General features: G+C 44.7%; 18 protein-coding genes, 1 rRNA gene and 1 other annotated feature. Of the genes, 9 read left to right on the top strand and 10 right to left on the bottom strand.

Going from position 1 to position 23,687, the window contains the following annotated elements; all coding sequences use genetic code 11:
* Positions 1-20: 20 nt before the first annotated feature.
* From nagZ to tyrA, 3 genes are all read left to right on the top strand, one after another.
* Positions 21-1,013 carry a beta-N-acetylhexosaminidase gene (nagZ, locus tag KI743_RS18650; protein ID WP_285467702.1) on the top strand — a complete coding sequence of 331 codons (993 nt, stop codon included), beginning with the start codon at positions 21-23 and terminating at the stop codon, positions 1,011-1,013.
* Between the two features lie 244 nt (positions 1,014-1,257).
* Positions 1,258-2,331, top strand: a complete 1,074-nt coding sequence (locus KI743_RS18645; RefSeq protein ID WP_150895798.1) for a 3-deoxy-7-phosphoheptulonate synthase — start codon at positions 1,258-1,260, stop codon at positions 2,329-2,331.
* Positions 2,332-2,373: 42 nt separating this feature from the next.
* Positions 2,374-3,501, top strand: a complete 1,128-nt coding sequence (gene tyrA, locus KI743_RS18640; protein WP_150871027.1) for a bifunctional chorismate mutase/prephenate dehydrogenase — start codon at positions 2,374-2,376, stop codon at positions 3,499-3,501.
* A gap of 157 nt (positions 3,502-3,658) precedes the next feature.
* Here the strand turns inward: tyrA and KI743_RS18635 are convergent, their stop codons facing one another.
* The 3 genes from KI743_RS18635 to ettA all read right to left on the bottom strand — a co-directional run bounded on the left by KI743_RS18635 (position 3,659) and on the right by ettA (position 6,865).
* Complete coding sequence (locus tag KI743_RS18635; RefSeq protein WP_285467699.1) at positions 3,659-4,696, bottom strand: M23 family metallopeptidase; 1,038 nt, start codon at positions 4,694-4,696, stop codon at positions 3,659-3,661.
* 38 nt (positions 4,697-4,734) lie between these two features.
* Positions 4,735-5,112 (bottom strand): PilZ domain-containing protein, encoded by a 378-nt coding sequence (locus KI743_RS18630; protein WP_285467697.1) that lies wholly within the window; start codon positions 5,110-5,112, stop codon positions 4,735-4,737.
* A gap of 85 nt (positions 5,113-5,197) precedes the next feature.
* On the bottom strand, positions 5,198-6,865 hold the full coding sequence (gene ettA / locus KI743_RS18625) for an energy-dependent translational throttle protein EttA (protein ID WP_032553197.1): 1,668 nt from the start codon (positions 6,863-6,865) through the stop codon (positions 5,198-5,200).
* 264 nt (positions 6,866-7,129) lie between these two features.
* Here ettA and sltY point away from each other — a divergent pair, with 264 nt between their 5' ends.
* Both sltY and trpR read left to right on the top strand, forming a co-directional pair.
* The gene (gene sltY, locus KI743_RS18620) at positions 7,130-9,079 is read left to right on the top strand and encodes a murein transglycosylase (RefSeq protein ID WP_285467695.1); all 1,950 of its coding nucleotides are present in this window, start codon (positions 7,130-7,132) and stop codon (positions 9,077-9,079) included.
* Between the two features lie 141 nt (positions 9,080-9,220).
* Entirely contained in the window at positions 9,221-9,514 is a 294-nt protein-coding gene (gene trpR / locus KI743_RS18615; protein ID WP_032553199.1) for a trp operon repressor, read from the top strand.
* A gap of 103 nt (positions 9,515-9,617) precedes the next feature.
* On the opposite strand, the gene yjjX is transcribed toward trpR, so the two are convergent.
* The 7 genes from yjjX to KI743_RS18580 form a co-directional block, all read right to left on the bottom strand.
* The gene (gene yjjX / locus KI743_RS18610; RefSeq protein WP_285467693.1) at positions 9,618-10,142 is read right to left on the bottom strand and encodes an inosine/xanthosine triphosphatase; all 525 of its coding nucleotides are present in this window, start codon (positions 10,140-10,142) and stop codon (positions 9,618-9,620) included.
* Between the two features lie 17 nt (positions 10,143-10,159).
* Positions 10,160-12,508, bottom strand: a complete 2,349-nt coding sequence (locus tag KI743_RS18605; RefSeq protein ID WP_373417847.1) for an EAL domain-containing protein — start codon at positions 12,506-12,508, stop codon at positions 10,160-10,162.
* 188 nt (positions 12,509-12,696) lie between these two features.
* The gene (locus KI743_RS18600; RefSeq protein WP_285467691.1) at positions 12,697-13,773 is read right to left on the bottom strand and encodes a PotD/PotF family extracellular solute-binding protein; all 1,077 of its coding nucleotides are present in this window, start codon (positions 13,771-13,773) and stop codon (positions 12,697-12,699) included.
* A 125-nt stretch (positions 13,774-13,898) separates the two neighbouring features.
* Positions 13,899-15,074 carry a prephenate dehydratase gene (gene pheA, locus KI743_RS18595; RefSeq protein WP_032553201.1) on the bottom strand — a complete coding sequence of 392 codons (1,176 nt, stop codon included), beginning with the start codon at positions 15,072-15,074 and terminating at the stop codon, positions 13,899-13,901.
* 12 nt (positions 15,075-15,086) lie between these two features.
* Positions 15,087-15,208, bottom strand: a sequence feature (Phe leader region).
* A gap of 111 nt (positions 15,209-15,319) precedes the next feature.
* Positions 15,320-15,655 (bottom strand): ribosome hibernation-promoting factor, HPF/YfiA family, encoded by a 336-nt coding sequence (gene hpf / locus KI743_RS18590; protein WP_032553202.1) that lies wholly within the window; start codon positions 15,653-15,655, stop codon positions 15,320-15,322.
* Between the two features lie 424 nt (positions 15,656-16,079).
* Positions 16,080-17,501 (bottom strand): lytic transglycosylase F, encoded by a 1,422-nt coding sequence (locus KI743_RS18585; RefSeq protein WP_285467690.1) that lies wholly within the window; start codon positions 17,499-17,501, stop codon positions 16,080-16,082.
* 141 nt (positions 17,502-17,642) lie between these two features.
* Positions 17,643-18,371 (bottom strand): outer membrane protein assembly factor BamD, encoded by a 729-nt coding sequence (locus tag KI743_RS18580; RefSeq protein ID WP_032553203.1) that lies wholly within the window; start codon positions 18,369-18,371, stop codon positions 17,643-17,645.
* A gap of 138 nt (positions 18,372-18,509) precedes the next feature.
* On the opposite strand from KI743_RS18580, the gene rluD reads away from it, so the two are divergent.
* From rluD to KI743_RS18560, 4 genes are all read left to right on the top strand, one after another.
* Positions 18,510-19,484: a 23S rRNA pseudouridine(1911/1915/1917) synthase RluD gene (gene rluD / locus KI743_RS18575; protein ID WP_032553205.1), complete on the top strand. Its 975-nt coding sequence runs from the start codon at positions 18,510-18,512 to the stop codon at positions 19,482-19,484.
* Positions 19,485-19,486: 2 nt separating this feature from the next.
* Positions 19,487-20,227 (top strand): peptidoglycan editing factor PgeF, encoded by a 741-nt coding sequence (pgeF, locus tag KI743_RS18570; protein WP_285467682.1) that lies wholly within the window; start codon positions 19,487-19,489, stop codon positions 20,225-20,227.
* Between the two features lie 116 nt (positions 20,228-20,343).
* The gene (gene clpB, locus KI743_RS18565; RefSeq protein ID WP_285467681.1) at positions 20,344-22,917 is read left to right on the top strand and encodes an ATP-dependent chaperone ClpB; all 2,574 of its coding nucleotides are present in this window, start codon (positions 20,344-20,346) and stop codon (positions 22,915-22,917) included.
* Positions 22,918-23,442: 525 nt separating this feature from the next.
* A 16S ribosomal RNA gene (locus KI743_RS18560) occupies positions 23,443-23,687 on the top strand; the annotation flags it as partial.

The following is a 23,687-nucleotide window of genomic DNA, read 5'->3' as shown; positions in this document are numbered from 1 at the left end:
TGGCTTAGTAAGGGATAAATATGGGACCGTTGTGGGTAGATGTTGAAGGCTACGAGCTCACTGCTGAAGATAGAGAAATTCTTGAGCATCCAGCCGTAGGTGGGTTGATCTTTTTTGCTCGTAACTATCATGACAGCAAGCAGCTAGCGGCACTAACCAAAGAGATCCGAAAAGCGGCTAAACGACCTATTCTCATTGGTGTCGATCAAGAGGGCGGCCGAGTACAACGCTTTCGCGATGGTTTCTCCATTATTCCTGCAGCGCAAGAGTTCGCGAAACACAGCAACGGTGAACAATTGGCTGAGCAAGCTGGTTGGTTGATGGCAGCAGAATTAGTGGCTCATGATATCGATTTGAGCTTCGCGCCAGTATTGGACAAAGGTCATCAATGCAAAGCAATTGGCAATCGTGCCTTCGGTGAGGACATCGATACTATTGTCCGTCACAGTAGCGCCTTTATCCGTGGGATGAAAAGCGTCGGAATGGCTACGACGGGCAAACACTTTCCAGGTCATGGCGGTGTGATTGCAGACTCTCACCTAGAGACACCTTATGATCCAAGAGAAGATATCTTTGAAACTGACATGGCGATCTTTAAGGCTCAAATTGAGGCTGGCATTTTGGATGCGATGATGCCTGCACATGTGGTTTTTTCTCACTATGATGATAAACCAGCCAGCGGTTCACACTATTGGTTACAAGAGGTGTTGAGAAAACAACTTGGATTTAAAGGGTCAGTTTTCTCTGATGATTTGACGATGGAAGGTGCGGCGATCATGGGTGGTCCGGCACAAAGAGCACAAGCCGCGTTGGATGCTGGATGCAACATGGTGTTGATGTGTAATAAGCGAGATGCACAAATAGAGGCTTTAGATAACCTAGAGATACAAAGTGTTCCCCTTGCGCACTCTTTATTGAAAAAACACACCTTCGACCTTTCAACGCTACAGTCAGATGTTCGATGGAAAGAGGCTTCTGAGCAGATGAAGCGTGTTTTAGATAACGGGCAATAAATAGACACTTTTTAAGTTTTGCTAAGGCGATATGAGAAATATCGCCTTTTTTGTATCTATAAAGACTGATTTCTAACTCTTTTCTTGTTTTCTTTCCATAAATCTAGGGTGTAAATTTATTTTTACATTGAATGTTTTTTATTATTTACACTTGCAATCGTTTCTATAGCTGTTATTTTAGTTTTCAAAGATTGTTAGCCCATATTGGTTGCTTGGGTGTAAAGAAAAGAATACAGGTTGAGTTATGCAGAAAAGTGAATTAAGCAATGTCAATATCATCGACGAACAGGTACTGATTACTCCAGACGAGTTAAAAGCAAAATTACCTCTGAGTGATAATGCTCGTCGTTTTATTCAAGAGTCTCGTCAAACTATCGCCAACATCATCCACAAGAAAGATCACCGCATGCTAGTGGTGTGTGGTCCTTGTTCGATTCATGATGTTGAAGCTGCTAAAGAGTACGCAAAACGCCTGAAAGCACTTTCTGAAGAACTAAGTGATCAACTGTACATCGTAATGCGCGTGTACTTCGAAAAACCGCGTACAACCGTTGGTTGGAAAGGTCTAATCAATGACCCACATCTAGACGGCACATTTGATATCGAGCATGGTCTTCACGTAGGTCGTGAACTGCTGGTTGAACTGGCAGAGATGGAAATCCCACTAGCGACTGAAGCTCTTGACCCAATCAGCCCACAATACCTAGCAGACACATTTAGCTGGGCGGCGATCGGTGCTCGTACTACTGAATCTCAAACTCACCGTGAGATGGCAAGTGGTCTATCTATGCCAATCGGCTTCAAAAACGGTACTGATGGCAACCTAGGTACTGCGATTAACGCGATGCAAGCAGCCTCTTCAAGCCACCGTTTCATGGGTATCAGCCGTGAAGGTCAAGTTGCGCTACTTACAACTCAAGGTAACCCAAATGGCCATGTGATTCTTCGTGGTGGTAAGCAAACTAACTACGATTCTGTTTCGGTGCATGAGTGTGAAGAAGAGCTATCAAAAGCAGGTCTAGGTGCTGCACTTATGGTTGATTGTAGCCATGCTAACTCTCGCAAAGACTTCCGTCGTCAACCGCTAGTTGCTGAAGACGTAATCCACCAAATTCGTGAAGGCAACAAATCAATTATCGGTTTGATGATTGAAAGTCACCTTAACGAGGGCAACCAATCTTCTGACATTCCTCTCGATCAGATGAAATACGGCGTTTCAATTACCGACGCGTGTATCAATTGGGATTCAACTGAGGCACTATTGAAGCGTGCACACACGGAACTAGTCCCATTCTTGGAAAATCGACTAAAAGGCTAGTGCCCGCACAAATCGAGGCTTAAGGATTAGAAAGGAAGAAGAATGGCCGTTGAACTGAACGAATTACGCGACCAAATTGACGTTGTCGATAAACAGATGTTAGAGCTTCTTGCTCAGCGCTTGGCGCTGGTTGAGAAAGTAGGTGAGGTGAAAAGCGAGCACGGTTTACCGATTTATGTGCCTGAGCGTGAGGCGGCGATGCTTGCATCTCGCCGTGCAGAGGCTGAAAAATTAGGTGTGCCGCCACAGCTTATTGAAGACATTCTGCGTCGTACTATGCGTGAGTCGTACGCAAGTGAAAAGGATTCTGGCTTTAAGTGCTTGAACCCTGAGCTGCGTTCAGTTGTTGTTATCGGCGGTAACGGCCAGCTGGGCGGTCTATTTGGCCGTATGTTCAAGCTATCTGGTTACGATGTAAAAGTGCTAGGAAGCAAAGACTGGGACAAGGCTGATGAGTTGCTGAAAGATGCTGGTCTTGTTGTGGTTACTGTTCCAATCCATCTGACAGAAGGCGTGATTGATAAGCTGGGCAACTTGCCTAGTGACTGTATTCTTTGTGACTTAACATCGATCAAGTCTAAGCCATTACAACGCATGTTAGCGGTTCACCAAGGCCCTGTAGTGGGTCTACACCCAATGTTCGGCCCGGATGTACCAAGCCTTGCGAAGCAGGTGATTGTTTACAGTGATGGCCGCGGTCAAGAAAGCTACCAATGGTTGTTAGAGCAATTCGCTATCTGGGGTGCAAGCCTATGCAGCATGGATGCTCAAGAACACGATCACGGTATGACGTTAATCCAAGCGCTGCGCCACTTCACTTCATTTGCTTACGGCCTACACCTTAGCAAAGAGAATCCAAATATTGATCGTCTGCTGCAGCTAAGCTCGCCGATCTACCGTCTTGAGATTGCGATGGTTGGTCGTCTATTTGCCCAAGACCCGAACCTGTATGGGGATATTATTCTCTCTTCAGACGAGAACATTGCGATGATTCGCCGCTTCCACCACTGCTTTGGTGAAGCCCTGAAGATTCTGGAAGGCAAAGACAAGGCTCAATTCGTGGAAAGCTTCAATGAAGTGAGCGAGTGGTTTGGTGATTACTCTCAGCAGTTCTTGCAAGAGAGCCAAAGCCTTCTTAAGCAAGCACATGACTCGATTCATCGCGGCTAGCCTGCGCTAGAGTTAGCTCAAATAACACTGAGTAAAGCATAAATAGAAAAAGAGCTACCTAACATGGGTGGCTCTTTTTTATTTAACTATCATTGATTTAAAAGTAATTGGCCTATTGTAGGTAAAAAGATCATCATAGGCTAAAAGCTCTTAAGCGTTAGTTGGTTGCGAGTGTTGCCTTTGCCTTGGTCTCATCACTCGATACGGTTTCCATCGACGAGTTGGTGTAAGGCACGTTAGTCAGGTTGATTTGCAGACGTACAACATTATCGATCAACTGAACCAGTGGCCCCCACTTCACCTTCTTCTCTTTCTCAAACACGTAGTTAAAGTTCTCTGGCGTCCAGTCCATCAAGTATTGTGGATTCAAAGAGCGCCCCAAGAATCGTACTTCGTAATGCAGGTGTGGGCCTGTTGAATTTCCTGAGTTACCACAGCTCGCAATCACATCCCCCTTACTCACAAACTGACCGCTGCGAACCTTAAACTTCTGCAGGTGAGCGTAAGAGCTCATGAAGCCAAAAGAGTGGCGCATGGTCAGGAAATTACCAAAGCCTTTCTTACTCGGGCGCACGGTTTCAATTACGCCGTCAGCAGGTGCAAGAATATCTTCACCGCGTTTACAGGTGAGATCGATACCGGTGTGGGTATGACGCTTGCCTGTAATAGGGTTAATACGACTCCCGTATGATGATGAGATGCGCTGATAAGCCATTGGGCTATCGTTAGGGATTAAGCGGAACATGGTTGCACGTACCGCTGAGTCAATGGCCGCGGCGTCGATTCGCTCTTCAAGAGAGGTATCATCGTTAACCAGTTCTTCATCGGCAAGGCCAAGTACTGACTCAACGTCGAATACTCGCTTGCCGAGCAGTTGAATAGTGCCTTCTTTTTCCGTTAGAGCTTGTGCTAATGAGTGATTGGTTTCAATCTGCTCATCGTACATAAACTCCATATTGTCTTTCTCAACAATCAAAGTCTCGATCAGCTTCTGTGCATCATGGGCCTGATCAGAGGCGTGTTGTTCAGATGCAGATAGCTTCTGCTGACCGTCGTAATGTAGATAGATTGCACCGATAATTAAAAGGGGAACGGAAAGGATTGCAGAGGTGCAAAAGAGCACGGCTTTACGGCCGAAGTAAAATGTCTGCTCCCCTTGGCTAGAAGGAACAGTAATCGAAATTTTCTGAGACATGATGACGTATTAAATAAAAATAATTCGAAGAGCGTGCTTTATTCTGCTGACTCTTCGCCTAAATCTGTTAGATGTTCTATTTCTCGATAAAGTAACTCATCATCACCAACGTTCAGCTCCACAAGGCGCTTAAGGTGGCTGATACTATCAATATCTAAATGCTCTATGCGTAAGCGCACTGAGGTATTGATGGTAGAGACAATAGAGGCTTCTAGTTGAATGTCGATATCACTGTCTGTTAATTGAAAACTAAGTTGAACAGGCAAGTGATGGTCTAATTGATGATGGTTTTCACAATCTATCAGTAAGCCTTGTAGTGACAAGTCTTGTATCGTGCCATCAACCACTAAGGTATCTTGGATTAATTTGGTAGCGACTTGATAAACAATCCTTGAGAATCGACGCCTTTCTATCATAGATACTTCCTCATCTATAGGTTTGGAATGTCGTATCATATAAGGCCGCTAATTTAGCGGCCTTAGAATAAATTACAAGCGAAACTTACTTAGTTACACGCTTGTATTTGATACGGTGTGGTTCAGCTGCTTCAGGACCAAGAGTCTTCTTCAGCCATTCCATGTATTCATTGTAGTTACCTTCGTAGAAGTTAACTTGACCTTCATCACGATAGTCAATGATATGCGTAGCGATACGGTCTAGGAACCAACGGTCGTGCGAGATAACCATTGCACAGCCAGGGAACTCTAGTAGTGCTTCTTCTAGCGCACGTAGTGTCTCAACATCAAGGTCGTTGGTTGGCTCATCGAGTAGCAGTACGTTACCGCCAGTCTTAAGTAGCTTAGCCAGGTGAACACGGTTACGTTCACCACCAGAAAGTTCACCGATGATCTTTTGTTGGTCTGAACCTTTGAAGTTGAAGCGAGAACAGTAAGCACGAGCTGGGATTTCGAAGTTGTTGATCTTAATGATATCAGCACCTTCAGAGATCTCTTGGAATACCGTCTTCGTGTCATCCATGCTGTCACGGAATTGGTCAACCGATGCCAGTTTCACTGTTTCACCTAGCTCAACAGTACCTGAGTCTGGTTGTTCTGTACCGCTTAGCATCTTGAATAGCGTTGATTTACCCGCGCCGTTAGCACCAATGATACCAACGATAGCACCCTTAGGCATGCTGAACGATAGGTCATCGATAAGAACACGGCCGTCAAAAGACTTAGTCAGGTTCTTCACGTCGATAACTTTGTCACCTAGACGCTCACCTGGCGGGATGAATAGCTCGTTAGTTTCGTTACGCTTCTGACGATCGCCGCTTTGTAGTTCTTCAAAACGAGCCATACGCGCTTTAGATTTAGACTGACGACCTTTCGGGTTTTGACGAACCCACTCAAGTTCTTTCTCGATGGTCTTCTGGCGAGCTTTCTCTTGAGACGCTTCTTGTTGTAGACGTGCATCTTTTTGCTCTAGCCAAGAAGTGTAGTTACCTTCCCATGGAATACCCTCACCACGGTCAAGTTCTAGGATCCAGCCAGCTGCGTTATCTAGGAAGTAACGGTCGTGGGTGATTGCCACAACAGTGCCGTTGTAATCCACTAGGAAGCGCTCAAGCCACGCTACAGATTCTGCATCCAGGTGGTTAGTTGGTTCGTCTAGTAGAAGCATGTCTGGCTTCTCTAGAAGTAGACGACAGATAGCAACACGACGACGCTCACCACCCGATAGGTGTTCGATCTTAGCATCCCACTCAGGAAGACGAAGTGCATCTGCTGCACGCTCTAGAGCGTTCTCTAGGTTGTGACCGTCTTTTGCTTGGATAAGAGATTCAAGTTCACCTTGCTCTTTTGCTAGCGCATCGAAGTCAGCGTCTGGTTCTGCGTAAGCTGCGTATACTTCGTCTAGGCGCTTCATTGCGCCAGCAACGTCTGAAACAGCTTCTTCAACGATTTCACGAACTGTTTTAGATTCATCAAGAACAGGCTCTTGAGGTAGGTAACCTACATTTAGACCTGGCTGTGGACGAGCTTCACCATCGATGTCTGTATCAATACCGGCCATGATACGTAGCAGTGTTGATTTACCTGCACCATTCAGACCTAAAACACCAATTTTGGCACCAGGGAAAAAGCTTAGAGAGATGTCTTTCAGAATTTGACGCTTTGGTGGCACAATTTTGCTCACTCGCGACATGGTATATACGTATTCAGCCATTGCCGATCGTTCCTACTTATTGTTCAAAATAAACGATTATTTTATACCAATCTGTCCAAAGATGTTACTCCCCGAGATGAAAAGGCTTTTCAGGGATAAATCTTGGCTTTTTATTGTCAAAAATCTCACTAAAAGCAGATTTCAAACGCTTTTGAGGTGAAGTGTTAAACTTTAATAATATTTACACTCAAACTCTTTACATTTGATGTGATGTAGGGCGTAAATAGCCGTCACGTATTCAAACACGCACTAAGGAAAGAGCGAATGTTTTTCCGACTTCTCAATAGAAAAATTGCTGTTGCTGCATCAGTAGTTTTGCCTTCTATTCTATTGGCTCCAGAGGCTATGGCGAGCCGTGCTTCTGAGCTAGAAATGCAGCGTGATACATACGACCAAGCACAAGACGTATTGGATAAGCGTGACCTTAAGGCATATGCCAAGTTGCGTTCTAAAATTCAAACATACCCTTTGACGCCATATACGGATTACCGAGCCTTCTTGATTGACCTGGGTAAGCGAACTCCGCAAGAGGTTGAAACATTTATCGAGAGCAACCGAGGTCTTCCATTCTCTAATCGTATTCGAGCACCATATTTGGCGTCGTTAGAGTCTCAGAAAAAGTGGTCGACGATTCTCGAATTTCAACCTCAAGAACCGACTGGTGAAAAGTATCAGTGTATCTATTACCGAGCACATTATGAGCAAGGTAATCATGAACTTGCTTATAAGGGGGCGAAACAGCTTTGGCTGAGTGGTAATGGTATCGATGATAGCTGTGATCCCCTGTTTTCGGCCTGGGATAAAGCAGGGCTGCGTAGCGATGAGTTGATTCTTGATAGGTTGCTACTGGCTTTTGAACAGCGTAACGGCAAGCTGATGAATTATCTGCTTAAGCAGTTTGATAGCGACAAGGCTGTTAAACAAGGCAAAGAGATGAAAGTCCTGTTCAGCAAGCCAGAGAGCGTGGCGAGCTTTGCTAAAAAGCATAAGGTGAACGAGTTCTATCAAAAGCAGACCGAGCTAGGGTTCCAGAAGCTGGCACGCAAAGATGCCAAAGCGGCACAAAAGGCATTTGATAAAGTGATCGAAGGCCAGAAGTTTTCTAAAGAGAAGACTCAGCAACTAGCTGATTACTTGGCGTTTCGTCTGATCAATACCGACTCTGAGGAGATGATGGCTTGGCGAGATCAAGCAATAGAGACCTCTTCTAAGCAAGTATTGATAGAGCGTCGTGCTCGCCTTGCGATTCAACATGCTGATTGGGCAGGTTTGCAGCACTGGATTAGCAAGCTAGATGATAAACACCAAAGTTCGATTCGTTGGCAGTACTGGCGTGGCCGAGCTGAGCTAGCATCGGGGCAAGAAACTGAGGGTAATAAACGACTCACTGATATTCTTGGTCAGCGTAATTTCTACAGCGTTGCTGCGGCAAAACAGCTTGATAAACCAGTGCGCTATGAAACGTCTTCATTGACGTATAATTCGCAAGTTGTAAAGCCATTTGATACTGCGTTGGTGCGTATTGATGAGCTGATTACACGCGATAAAATTGCTGCGGCTAAGAGTGAGTGGCGTTGGTTACTGGCAAACTCAAGTAAAGAGCAGAAATCCATGTTGGCTGCGTACGCCTCTCGTCAAGGTTGGAACCATCTAACGGTTACCGCGAGCATTTCTGCCAAAATGTGGGACAACCTGGAATTACGCTTCCCTGTTGCGCATAAGTGGTGGTTCAACTTCTACGCTGAGAAGCATGACATTGATCCAGTGACCTTGATGTCGCTAGCGCGCCAAGAGAGTGCACTGGACAGCGAGGCTCAATCTCCGGTTGGTGCACGCGGGATCATGCAAATTATGCCTGCGACAGCCAAATACACGGCTAAAAAATACAAGCTGAAGTATCAAGGACGTGAGGATCTGTATAACGTAGGCAAGAATATTGAGATTGGCAGTCATTATCTTGATGGTTTGCTGAATCAATACGACAACAACCGTATTTTCGCTTTAGCGGCTTACAATGCGGGTCCACATCGAGTAAAACAGTGGCGCTCTCGTAGTGAGGGTAAGTTGGATGCGTTTGCTTTTATCGAGATGATTCCGTTTAAAGAGACGCGTGGTTACGTACAAAATATCTTGATGTTCGAAACTTACTATCGAGATATTTTGGGTGAGCAGGGGCAATTCTTAGCAGCCCATGAGCGTGACGCAAAATACTAACCGTCAAACCTAAACCAGTGATTACTGATGGAATTCTTTTTTAAATTGGATTCACTATAGGGTTTCGGTATACATTAAAAGGCAGTCGCAGCGCGTCTGCCTTTGTTTAATAGAATGACAACAAGAGATAAGTGTAGGGATATGGCACCACAACCAGAGTACAGTAATTGGCAAGAGTTGATGGATTTAGTAAAGAGTGCCGCTGAAAATGATCAGCATGAGCTACTACTGACCATGATGATGACCCCTGATGAGCGTGAAGCTTTAGTCGCTCGCGTAAATATTCTGTGTGAACTGATGAAGGGCGATCTTTCTCAGCGACAAATCAGCCAAATGCTGGGAGTCGGTGTTGCAACCATCACTCGCGGTTCGAATGAGCTAAAAGCCAAATCGGAACAAGAAAAGCAAGAGATTGCCCAGTTGTTGCTGAAGTAAGTGGGTCTACCCGTAAGTACAATCTAAAAAACGCTAGCCTCGGCTAGCGTTTTTGCTTTCTATCATATGGTTATCAGAGTCACCAATTTCGCTTTATTACAGGTTAGTGACTTGGGAAGTGTTCTGGGTTTACAAATGGGATCAGAGCCAAGATCAGCGCTTGATGATAAACGGAGCTTCGCGTGAGTTGGTTATGGGTAAGCAGTCCAATAGCGCCTCCCTTCTGTTTGATGTTGTCGGTACCAAATACCTCGTCCATAACATCACCTAGCTCGTTAGCGTGTGCAAGTTTCTCAATAACTTGCGGCGGTAGCATCAGGCTAGCGGATCGGGATTCGCCGCGTTGACCGTTAGATTCAATCACCATCCAAGCAAAGGTTACATTGCCTTCAATTCCCGCTTCTAAGCCGACATAAAAATCGCCCTCTGAGATAGCTTGAGTTGCATTGCAAACACGATTGATGGCACCTTGATAGGTCTCTTCATTGCTCATCGGCTGATCAGCAACACCACTCGCAACGCTGACGCCTTTGAAGTCAAATTCTTGCTGTGGGAAAGCCGCTTCAAAAGCACTTTTTACTGCGTTAATTTTAGCTGGGTTGAGTGACGCGATAATGACTGTTTTCATGATTCTCTTTCTTATCGTTATTTTGCTAGCGCTTTTTCTGTTGATGCACCCCATCGGGCTTGATGGCTTTTATACCACACACCGAGCTCTTCTAGTGGCATCGGTTTGCCAAAATAGTAGCCTTGTAAAAGGTCGCACTCAGCTTCAACTAACCACTGGTGCATGGCTTGTGTCTCAATGCCTTCGGCCGTTACTTGTTTGCCTTGTGCGTGGCATAGCTCAATAACAGGTTTTACTATGTTCTGGTTGTCAGTTGCAATCAAAGTCTCTAGGAAACCTTTATCCAGTTTTATTTTTTGAGTCGGGTACTGAACTAGCTGAGTTATAGAGGTGAAACCTGAGCCAAAATCATCTATCGCTAACATATAGCCCATTCGAGACAGTTCATTAAGCAGAGGAAAGCCTTGCGAGCCTGACTCAAACGTCTCTGTGATTTCAAAATCAATTAAGTAGGGAGGAATATTGTTCACGTCTGCGTGGTGATCAATAAACTCGGCTAAGTGAGTCGATTCGATACCGGCAGAAGAGAGGTTAATTGACAGCTGAACGGGATACTCAAATTGAGATTGCAGTTGGTCAAAAGCGCCAAAGGCATGCTCAATCACCCATCTATCTATTTGTTCGAATAGTCCAGTTTGCTCAGCAATAGGGATAAACTCATCGGGAGCGACAAACCCCAACTGTTTTGAGTGCCAGCGAAGCAGTACTTCGAAGCCGACAACAGTATCTCCATGCGCATTCATATAAGGCATGTATACGAGGCTGAACTCTTCATCATAGTTTTGATCGCGCAGCGCTCGCTCGATATTAGCTTGACGCTGAATGACCTTGTCTAAGTCGCGAGAATAGTAGGCTGACTGATTTTTTCCTGCACGCTTTGCCTGATACATCGCAGTATCGGCACTCGACAGTAGTTTCTCTATCTCGACGCCATCGTCTGGGTAAGTCGCAACGCCAATGCTAACCGTGATAGGAAAATTGCCAGCACGAGTTACAAACCCTTGCTGCAATGGCTCTAGTAGTTGCTCTGAGAAGGAGCGCTCAATGTTACCTGACGCCGCAGGAGCGTTGATGAAAACCACAAATTCATCGCCGGACAGGCGAGCAGGCATACAGTGAGCAAAATGGCGAGTCTGATATTCGCTACATAATGTCGTGATTCGCTCTGAAAATGCGATCAAGATAGAGTCACCAACTTGGTGCCCATACTTATCATTAACGAACTTAAAGTTATCGAGATCCAAGTAAAGGATCCACGTATTGCTGGTGGGGTTAGTCTCTGGCAAAGCTCGCTGGACGAACGATTGAAATTGGTGGCGATTGGCAATTTTGGTCAGAGGGTCGTTCTCCGCCAATATCTTAGTTTGCTGGTACGTATTATCAAGCTCTTGATACATATCGTAAAACCGCTCAGAAAGACGACCAATTTCATCGTTGCTACTCTGGCGCTCAATGTTTGTTCTTTGGCGCTTTTCCACTTGTCTAAGCTGGCGTTCTAGCCTTGCGATTGGGTTAATCACGCTGCGAGAAAGTAACATCAACAACAGAATAACCGTTACTAAAGCGGCTAGCCCAAAAGAGAAGCTAATCTCATTCCATATTGAGCGCAGCTTGTTATCGAGCAAGAACTTGGCTGGATCCACGGTGACATAGAGACCCGGAGCCAATTTCACCGATTGGGTTAATTCAGTTTCTGGAGAGACGGGAGCCGAAGTAAAAAACAGGCTGGTTTGATACTCAAACTCTATCTGTTTGCGTAGTGCGTTGAATTTATCTAGAGAAACAGAAACCACCACGAAGAAAACATCGTCCAGTTGATAGCTCAGTGGTGTCGAGATAGTACGCTTGTCGAGAAGTTCATAGCGAACCAACATACCTTCGCCTTGCGAGTTTTGTGTATAGCTGATGTTAGACGTTGCTGACGTCTCTAAGTACTTGTCATTGATGTATTTAAGAATCTTTGGATCCATTTCCGCAAATGGATCGCTGCTGTTCTCTGCGTAATAACTCAGGTTTCGATTGCCGTCCAACAATGCCAGGCCAGTAAAACTCTCGTTGCCATCTTGAAGCAGTTGAATGGTTTGCTGCAAGTTATCGATGAGTTCTAATTCTCTATAAGGGTTGTCACCACCTAAGAAATAGCGCTTAACGATGTCACTTTTAGTGAGTGTGTAAGAATAACTGTTGAGAAATGAGCGGGATTGGCGAAAGTGTCCGGCTAGCTTTTCCATACTGAGCTGGAGGGCATTGTCTTCGCGTTTGATAAAGCTACTTTTCTGCGTTGTGTAGATGATGTAACTAGAAGCGGCAGCGCTACAAAGAATTACGGGAGCTATGAGAAGTAGTATTTTAGTGCTTAGCTTCATAACTTTTCACAACATTATTAATCATTTTAGTTCTCAAGTTTATGTTATTAACGGTGAGTCTTCTATTAATTGCAATTTTGTTAATAATTTCCTGTGAAGTGAACAGTGTGCTGTCCAAGGTATAGAGCTCCAAAAGAAGGGCTGTGCGAAAACAGAAACTAAAGTCGAAACAATTCAGAGAATGCGGCCTAATCATCGTCGTTGAGCTGCCGATGCTGAAGAATGACGGCATGGCTGATTCTGGTTCGAAGAGTCATTGATGTGTTAATCAATGTTGAATAGAACTGCGCCTTATCGAGTAGGTCCTGATCTGGGTAGAGTGCCAAGTTCTGCTTCTCATAGGGCGGTACGTGTTGATGCGCTTGGCTATTAGTTGTGGTCATCGCCAAATCGAGAGCGTTAAGTGCTGCGATATCTGGGCGATGAAGAAAGTTCAAAAATCGCGCGGCCAAATCAGGATTCGGAGCAGTTTTCAGTACAGCAAGGCAGTCAACCCATAAAATGGTGCCTTCGTCAGGGACATGGAAGCCCCATTCATAGTCAGGCGTAAAAGTCTGTAACGTCACTGCATCGCCGCTGTAGCCCATCGCAAGGTGGATGTCTTTGGCTCGCGATGGGTTTTGTTCTACATAGGTCAACAAGTATTCATAGGTTTTGACATACGGTATCTGTGCCACAAGCTCTTGATAAACTTCCTTTAATACCTCTTTGTTGGTGGTGTGAGCAGATACGCCACGTACAAACAGGGAGGGAAGTAACAGGTCACTGTAGTCGCTTTGCATAACCAGGTGTCCTTGATGCTCAGGCTTTGGTGTCAGGATGTCGTTCCAGCTAGTCGGTGGTTTGGGGAAAATGTCCTTGCGGTAGATAAGACCGATCGTGCCCCAAAAATAAGGAACAGCATGTTCACCGCATTGATTGCGCCAAAGCTCAGGAATATGGGATTGGTTAGTAATCAGTGGATTATCACTGAGCTTATTGAGTCTGTTTTGACGAGAGAAGTTGCGCGCCGAAACCTCGTCAATAATCGCGATATCAATATCATTGCGGGTCAATTGATTGATGGTGCGATCACGTTTAGTGTCGCTATCGAAGTACACTTGTTTGATGGTAACGCCGGTCTCTTTTTCCCACAGAGCGATGACGTGATCAGAAAGGTAGTGTTGCCAATTGAAGATTGTGAGGATCGGGGCGCTCTTTGCCTGTGCAAGGTATGGAATAGACAGAATAAGTAAGCCACTCACGAATAAAGATAGAAAACGCATACAACACCTCTTAATAGGGTGATTGTACGGTTTCTATACTAATAAGTCAGCAGTTACTTATTCTATTTTTTAACTAAATGAGCATTTCATTAACAAGCTTCTGTTAACAAACTTTTATTCATTAGCTATGGAAGCTTAACTTGAGTCGCCTTAATGTTCTCGCTCGGGTAGCAGCCTAAGACTTTCAAATGACGCGTAATTGTTGTTAGTTCGGTAATTGCTTGCTGCATGTTGTCAGAATCTAGGTGCGCTTCTAGATCGACATAGAACATCTCTTCCCAAGGGTTCCCCATGATAGGACGAGATTCTAGCTTAGTCATGTTGATACCGTAGCGTTGAAGAATCAGTAGTGTTTCCACTAGAGAGCCTGCTTCTTGCGAAGTTGACATGATTAAAGTCGTTTTCGCAGGGATTTGGGTTGATACTTCAACGGGCTTACGCGCAACTACAATAAAGCGAGTGTGATTTTCGGTTTGGTTGGCAATGTTGCCTTGAATTGGCTGAAGGCCGTACAGCTTACCGCTTGAAGAGTTACCGATCGCAGCCACAGTGTCGTCATCAAGGTCTTTGACCTTCTTCATTGCGTCAGCAGTGCTCGCGCAAGACTCTAGAGTCACACCTTTTAGACGACTCAAGAACTCACTGCACTGTTGGTGTGGCTGTGGGTGAGAGTAGAGGGTCGTAATGTCTTCTAGGCGAATATCTTTTTTCGCAACTAAGCAGTGCTCAATCGGTTGTGATAGTTCACCCACAATGTACAGCGTTGTGTGTTGAAGTAGGTCGTATACCTCATTGATAGAACCTGAACTGGTATTTTCAATTGGAAGCACACCGTAGTCAGCATGACCAGACTCAACCGTAGATGTGACTTCTTTGAAGTGATTGCAGTTTAGCTCGATTAGCTCGGTGTTACGGCGACTGAAGTATTCACGGCTTGCAAGGTGTGAGTATGACCCTTTTGACCCCAGAAACGCGACACGAGCCAAAGGCTTACGGCTTTGTGGATTCGCCAGATTCTGCAAGTAAGACTGTTGAAGAAGTACCGAATCTTCAATGATGGTGTGAAACAGTTTAGTGATGTACTGAGCATCAAGGTCGTACTTCTCTTTTCCATTACCGATCAGCTTCACTAATAGCTGTTGTTCACGAACGGCATCTCGAACTGGCTTTGATGTTTCTACTTTGCTTTTAGCCACCTCAATACTGAGTTTACGGCGTTCGGAAAGTAAGCTTAGAAGCTGATCATCAAGATCATTTAAGCGAAGGCGAATTTCATCAAGCGAAATGGGTTGGTCAGTCATAAATGGGTCCTTATAAAAAAGCCTCCCTTGAGTGGGAGGCTTTCTGTTCGTTTTTGACTTGTTTTTCTAAAACGACTTAGCCTCCGATTTACGGAAGGAAAAAGAAGTCAAAAATAAACAGAGTTTGAGTGTGCATAAAAATGGTTTGTTTTTTGAATGTTTAAACACAATAAGCAAGCGAGCTACAAGCGTCAAGCAAAAAAATAGCGCCGTATTGGCGCTATCTTCGAATCCTTTTATTTCTATTATTCTACTTCAGCTTCTAGCTCTTCAATTTGAGGCTTTTCAGCGCGGCGAGCTTCAGGTTTGTGTCTTAGCTTATTCAGTTGTCGTTCTAACTTTTGTTCAACCTCATTAACGGCAACGTATAGGTCATCGTGGATTGATGAAGCAACAAGCTTGCCTTTTGGTACGGTAATTACCGCTTCAAATTTCTTCTTCTTGTTAGGCTCTTCACTAAAGCTTGCTTGGCAGCCGATGATGTCTACTTGCCATTTTTCTAGCTTCTTAAATTTACTTTCTATGTGCTCACGGATTGCAGAGGTGATGTCGATATTCTTACCAGTGATGTTCATTTTCATAGAAGTTTTCCTCTGTTGTATCCCTCATGGGTTAACTCCAGATTACGTTTTTGGATGGGAAAGAATGTGATCTAGATCTTGTTTTGGTGGTGGTTTTTTAGGATTGAAATCAAATGTGATCTCACGCAAAAATTGTCACGTTTTTCGAGAAAAATGCTTGTTATCAATAATAAAAAGGATAAATTGAAACCAAGGGTTCGCTAAAAATTACTTCAGTTTTTAGGGAAATCGTACAGCCTTTAAAAGGTGTGAGGTGAATAATTGAACAGTGTTGTTTTGTGATTTATGTCACGCCAAGATATTCCCCGAAAATCTGTCAAATTTAAAAAGCCGCTTGAGTGCTATCTCAAGCGGCTTTTTGGTGTTTATGGACAAATTAATGGAGCCGTGAACTTGTCCTCAGTTTTACTAACATCGCCATTGTCTATTTAGGTTTATTGGCGGCGGTAGGGCCAATACCACGTATTGCGCCAATTGCCTCTAGCTGTTTATAGATTACAAAGTAACGATTGATGTTGGTGACATAGGTGACTGGTTCGCGACTCACGTATTTTCTCGTCATGATCTCAACATTCTTAAACCAGACATTAGGGTCGTAGCCATGCTTTTTTGCAAGGTAGCGCATTTTACGAATTTTAGCGGGGCCAGCGTTATAGGCAGCGAGAGTGAAATAGAGTTGATTATCTGGTGATATTTCTGGATCACTGAAGTAGCGGTCCTTGATAAAGCGCATGTATTTCACGCCAGCATGGATATTGTTGTCGACCTTATGAATATTCCTAATGTTGACGTTTTTGTCTTTCGCAGTACTTGGTAGTACCTGCATGACTCCAATAGCGCCCTTGTGAGAAACACGACTTTGATCCAGCCCTGATTCTTGAAACCCTTGTGCAGACATCATTAATGGGTCGAATTCATAACGAGTCGAGTATTTTTCAAAGACGCCAGAGAGCTTAGCAACACGGTCAACCTTGTTTGGGTTTAGTGCTCGGCTCAGCCAACGTGTATCATCGATGTACTTTTGATAAATGACGTTCCCGAGCAAAGTTCCACTGCGAGCTTGGCGAACGTATTTGTTGAGTTCTTGTTTAAGCTGAGGGCTTTCCTTGCGCAGTGCCCAAGCTATCTGGCTGTTTTCACGCAACGGCAGTTCATGGTGAACTTGTATATTGTCCATCACGTTGGTCCATAACTTGGCTTTGTGGCTATCGAGTATCGTTGCTTGAATGTAGCCTTGATTGACCAGTTCGATAAGCTCGTAGTCTTGCAGTGTCTCTTCAATGAAATGGACGTACAGAGGCGGAAGGTTCATCTCGTCTAGCTCTTTATTAACGCGTTGAACGCTTTCAAAGTAACTTGAACTTGCCCTAATCCATACTTCTTTGCCACTTAATTGAGATAGATCTTCAAGGGGTGCTTCGTCTTTACCCGTAATGATTAGCTCTTTAGCGTCTTTGATCATTGGCGCTGAAAAGTCGACTACCTGCAGTCGTTTTTCAGTGATAGTGAGGTTAGCAACCGCAACATCCCCGTGACCAGATTGTAGTGAGGGAAGTAGATCATCACGCTGCACGGGAATGATCTGCACATTGATATACGGGTGCTTCTTTCTCAGGCTCTTCTCAAAGTGATACAGCATCTCTGCGATGATGCCCTTTGGCTTACCATCTTCTATGAAGTAGAAACCTAAATCGGCGGAAACCAGCACTCGAACCATCCCTTTCTTGCTGAGTGTATCTAGATCGCCTTGATACGGCTCATTACTCAAGGGGGATAGCTCTAAGGCATTTGAGATGGGGACATAAACCACCATCAAGATCAGTAATAACAACCTGCTCACATCCACGCTCCATGTTGATGTTTTGTTAATGGTTATTCATTAAAGATACCTTTTGATTGTTAATTCATCAATATTTACCACATGCAGTTCAAAAAAAAGCACACCATGTGAGGTGTGCTTTTCTATCAATTAGATACAGAACGTTGGTTACGGAAGAGGGTTTAACTCAATCAACTGTTCCGTTCTTGCTACAGCATCTTCAAGACCTAGTTGCTTGTAAGCCTCTAACTGGATCGCTAGAGATTTTCGTGCAGCAATGGTATCTGGATAAGTTTTCTGCAGCTCTTGTGTGCGGTTGATTGCAGCAATCCACGCCTCACGACGAAGATAGAAATCAGCCGTTGCTAAGTCATATTCAGCTAAGCGGTTTTTCAGCGCGAACATACGTTTTTGTGCATCTTCCGCGTAAGGGCTTGCAGGGAAACGTTCCAGTAGCTTCTTAAAGTCCGCAAAAGCAAGTTTTACAGGCTCTGGATCACGGTCACTACGATCGATGTTGAACAGGTCGTGCATGAAGTTACGGTCTTGCGCCATGTGCGTTAAGCCGCGCATGTATAGAACCCAGTCTTGTTTTTCGTGCGTTGGGTTTAAACGTAAGAATCGTGAAATAGTCGCCAATCCCAGCGCTAGGTCATCGTTCTTGTAGTAAGCGTAGATAAGGTCTAGCTGTACTTGTTCTGAGTACGCACCGAATGGGTAACGAGAGTCTAGCGCTTCTAATTTTTCAATCGCAGATAACCAGCTACCACTTTGTAGAGATTCTTGTGCATCAGAATATAGAACCGATGGCGGTACATCTGGGACGATCTCTTCACTGCTACTACAACCAACTAACAGTGATACAGCTAATAGACCCGATAAAGTGAGGTGTTTCATGTCAGGCGTCGATTCCTTGAATTTAAATATTTTGTTCGCTTCCGTTACTTTCTAACCAGTAACAGATACAATGATGCAATTAATCTATTTTATCCATACTAATGGGTATTAGTCTCACGGTTTTTAAAAAAGTTCGATATGGCTCAGCAGATCACATTAACAGACACAGTAAAAAGCAGCCAGTTAGGTCAACGTTTAGACCAAGCTGTTGCTGAACTCTTTACCGATTTCTCTCGCTCTCGCATTAAAGAGTGGCTTCTTGACGGCAAAATCCAAGTGGATGGCGAAGTTGTTACTAAACCTCGTATCAAGGTTATGGGCGGTGAAGAGATCATCTTACAAGCTGAACTTGAAGATGAAGAGCGCTGGGAAGCACAAGATATTCCTTTGGATATCGTTTACGAAGATGACGATTTATTGGTGATCAACAAACCTCGCGATTTTGTTGTTCACCCAGGTGCAGGTACGCCGGATGGAACCGTGCTAAACGCGCTCCTACACCACTACCCACAAATCGCAGAAGTACCGCGTGCAGGTATTGTTCATCGTCTTGATAAAGACACCACTGGCCTAATGGTGGTTGCGAAAACAGTACCAGCACAAACGCGTCTAGTTCGAGCGCTATCAAAACGCCGTATTACTCGTGAATACGAGGCGATTGCGATCGGTAAAATGACAGCGGGTGGCATGGTTGAAAAACCGATTGGTCGCCACTCTACAAAACGTACGCTAATGGCAGTGAATGAGTTGGGTAAACCTGCGATTACTCACTACCGTGTTGCTGAACACTTCCGTGAGCACACGCGTATTCGTCTTCGCCTAGAAACGGGTCGTACTCACCAAATCCGTGTACACATGTCTTACCTACAGCATCCGCTTTTAGGTGACTTGGCATACGGTGGTCGTGCGCGAATTCCTAAAGGTGCTTCTGAAGAACTAACGCAAATGATCCGTTCATTTGATCGTCAGGCGCTTCACGCGGTAATGCTTCGTTTTGAACACCCAATCTCTGGTGAAGAGATGGAATTCCATGCTCCTGTTCCACAAGATATGATTGTGATGGCAGAAGCGTTGCGCGTTGACGCACGAGACAATAAAGAAGACGACATCTAACCATGACGATGATTATCCCGAACTGGAACGCTCCAAGTAATGTAAAAGCTTTTGCCTCAACTCGAGTCGATGGTTTTTCGCAGGCTCAGTATCAAGGTCTGAATTTGGGTAGTCACGTCGGGGATGATATTAATCTGGTGCAGAAGAATCGAGACTGGTTACAGCAACAATCTCAGATGCCGAGTGCACCTGTTTGGCTTAACCAGACTCATTCAACAGATGTTGTTTCAGTCTTTGAACCAACTTCCAAGATTCTCGATGCAGATGGCAGTTTCACTACTCAACAAGGCGTTGTGTTATCTGCGATGACTGCAGACTGTCTGCCAGTGCTATTAACGGACAGTAAGGGCACACAAGTTGCTGCGGTTCATGCTGGTTGGCGCGGCTTAGCGGGTGGGATTGTCGAAAACGCTGTGGCTAAGTTCACTAATATTGATGACAGTAATCCTTTATTGGCTTGGTTAGGGCCTGCTATTGGTCAAGACGCTTTTGAAGTCGGTCAAGATGTCTTGGATGCTTTTGTTGGTTTTGATGCAAAGGCCGAACAGGCGTTTCGTGTTAAGCCAGATACTCAGAAGTGGCTAGCCAATATGTCTCAATTAGCGACTCAACGCCTTGCTAATATTGGTGTGACTCAAGTGTATGATTGTAATCTGTGTACCTACGCAGACCCTGATAATTTTTACTCTTATCGCCGCGATGGAGTAACAGGTCGTCAAGCCACCTTTATCTGGCTAGATTAATCGCAAAAACAGTGAACTTTCTGCGTGATAGTTCGCTCCCTTCCCCTTGAAAATGACCGATACCGTATCCATCTTCTATTCATAAGATAAACATATCTATGAGTAGGAAGGTTGGAATGCGTCTCGATCGATTCACCAGTAAATTTCAAATTGCGATATCTGATGCTCAGTCTCTCGCATTAGGTCGTGATCACCAATATATTGAACCTGTGCACCTGATGGTGTCACTGTTAAATCAAGATGGTAGTGCGATTCGTCCGTTGCTGACCATGTTGAATATTGATGTTGTTCAGATGCGCTCTAAATTGAGCGAGATCCTTGATCGCGTACCAAAAGTGAGCGGCATCGGTGGTGATGTACAGTTATCAAGTGCGATGGGCACCTTGTTTAACATGTGCGACAAGGTGGCTCAAAAGCGTCAAGACACTTATATCTCTTCAGAAATCTTCCTACTTGCAGCAATTGAAGACCGTGGTCCGTTAGGTAATTTGCTTAAAGAGCTTGGCTTAACCGAGCAAAAGCTATCTCAAGCTATAGAGCAGATTCGCGGTGGTCAGAAAGTGGATGATCCAAACGCAGAAGATAAACGCCAAGCTTTGGAGAAGTTTACGGTAGACCTTACCGAGCGTGCAGAGCAGGGCAAGCTCGATCCTGTAATCGGCCGCGATGATGAGATTCGCCGTACCATTCAAGTATTGCAACGCCGCACCAAGAACAACCCAGTGATTATTGGTGAGCCTGGCGTAGGTAAAACGGCCATTGTTGAAGGGCTTGCTCAGCGCATCATTAATAATGAAGTGCCAGAAGGTCTGCGTGGTCGTCGAGTGTTGTCTCTTGATATGGGCTCATTGGTCGCTGGCGCTAAGTATCGTGGTGAGTTTGAAGAGCGCTTGAAAGCAGTTCTCAATGAACTATCGAAAGAAGAGGGTAACGTCATCCTCTTTATCGATGAGATTCATACCATGGTTGGTGCTGGTAAAGGCGAAGGCTCTATGGATGCGGGCAACATGCTGAAACCGGCTTTGGCTCGCGGCGAACTTCACTGTGTTGGTGCGACTACGTTGGATGAGTACCGCCAATATATAGAGAAAGACCCTGCATTAGAGCGTCGCTTCCAAAAAGTGCTGGTGGATGAACCAACGGTTGAAGACACCGTGGCAATCCTGCGTGGTCTAAAAGAGCGTTACGAACTGCACCATCATGTTGAGATCACTGACCCTGCGATTGTTGCGGCGGCGAGTCTTTCGCATCGTTACGTCTCAGATCGTCAACTACCGGATAAAGCCATCGACCTCATTGATGAAGCAGCATCAAGTATTCGTATGCAGATCGACTCCAAGCCAGAATCTCTGGATAAGCTAGAGCGTAAAATCATTCAACTTAAAATTGAGCAGCAAGCGCTGACCAATGAGAATGATGATGCCAGTGAAAAGCGTCTTAAAACTCTGGAAAACGAGCTGCTTGAGAAAGAGCGTGAATTTGCTGAGTTAGAAGAAGTGTGGAATGCAGAAAAAGCGGCACTATCTGGCACCCAACATATTAAGTCAGAGCTAGAACAGGCTCGTATGGATATGGACTTTGCACGTCGTGCCGGTGATCTAAACCGAATGTCTGAACTACAGTACGGGCGTATCCCTGAGTTAGAAAAGCAGTTAGACCTTGCCACTCAAGCGGAAATGCAAGAAATGACGCTTCTGAGAAACAAGGTTACGGATACTGAAATTGCCGAAGTGTTGTCAAAGCAAACCGGTATTCCTGTTTCTAAGATGCTTGAAGCTGAAAAAGAGAAGTTGTTGCAAATGGAGTCTGTACTTCATAAGCGCGTTATAGGTCAGGCTGAAGCAGTAGAAGTAGTTGCCAATGCAATTCGCCGAAGCAGGGCAGGCCTGTCTGATCCAAACAAACCAATTGGCTCATTCCTATTCCTAGGTCCGACAGGTGTTGGTAAAACAGAGCTATGTAAAACCCTAGCGAACTTTATGTTCGACAGTGATGACGCCATGGTTCGGATTGATATGTCGGAGTTCATGGAGAAACACTCGGTTGCTCGTTTAGTTGGTGCTCCTCCTGGTTATGTTGGCTATGAAGAAGGTGGCTATTTAACTGAAGCGGTAAGACGTAAGCCTTATTCGGTGATCCTATTGGATGAAGTGGAAAAGGCGCACCCTGATGTTTTCAATATCCTACTTCAAGTGCTTGATGACGGTCGCCTGACTGATGGACAAGGTCGAACTGTCGATTTTAGAAATACAGTTGTCATTATGACGTCGAATCTTGGGTCTTCGCGAATTCAAGAAAACTTCTCAGCTTTGGATTACCAAGGAATCAAGAATGAGGTAATGGAAGTAGTTAGTAAGCACTTCAGGCCAGAGTTCTTGAACCGTGTTGATGAAAGCGTTGTGTTCCATCCATTGGGACAAGAACACATTAAGTCGATTGCTTCTATACAGCTAAAACATTTAAGTAAGCGAATGGAAGACAATGGCTATGAGTTGGAAGTGTCCGAGAAGGCGCTTGATCTGATTGCTCAAGTTGGCTTTGACCCAGTTTATGGTGCAAGACCATTAAAACGAGCGATTCAACAGAGTGTAGAGAACCCGCTAGCGAAAGCGATATTGGCAGGTAAGGTTAATCCGGACAAAAAAGTTCAGCTGTTAGTCCATAACGATCGAATCGTTGCTCATCAATAAAAACTAGAACGATTACAAGAGCGAACTAAGCAAAATGGCTTGGTTCGCTTTTATTTTGCACGTTTTGTCTGCTTTGTGTTCGAACGGTTTGTAAAAACGATTTTATTTCGAATTTGCTCTTGTGCAGATCGGATTTGTCTCTATAATGCGCCTCCGTTGTCAGGGATAACCAAGCGGTTTGAACGAAGCAATTAAGACGGTATTAAGCATTTAAGATGCTTTGAAAAATTAGCGATAAAAAGTGTTTGACACTGAAAGCTAATTCGCTAGAATGGCCGTCCACTTCGAGAGGCTCCAAGCGGAACTTCAGAAGTAAGCTCTTTAACAATTTAAACCTATCAATCTGTGTGGGCACTCGTTGATGAATATCACTAAGTTTGTTTTCGCTTTTAAAAGCAAAGACAAACAGATACTTCGGTATCAAAATGATATCAATGAACTGAGTGACCAATTAAGACTTCGGTCTTAGCACAGTCAATTCACTATCGTTAGATAGAATCAGTATTCATTGAGTCACAAAATCTTAAATTGAAGAGTTTGATCATGGCTCAGATTGAACGCTGGCGGCAGGCCTAACACATGCAAGTCGAGCGGAAACGAGTTATCTGAACCTTCGGGGAACGATAACGGCGTCGAGCGGCGGACGGGTGAGTAATGCCTAGGAAATTGCCTTGATGTGGGGGATAACCATTGGAAACGATGGCTAATACCGCATAATGCCTACGGGCCAAAGAGGGGGACCTTCGGGCCTCTCGCGTCAAGATATGCCT

It is taken from the genome of Vibrio sp. D420a (genome assembly GCF_030248625.1).
Taxonomy (GTDB): domain Bacteria; phylum Pseudomonadota; class Gammaproteobacteria; order Enterobacterales; family Vibrionaceae; genus Vibrio; species Vibrio fortis_A.
Note: the sequence above shows the minus strand (reverse complement) of the source record. Positions and strands in the feature narration are given on the sequence as shown.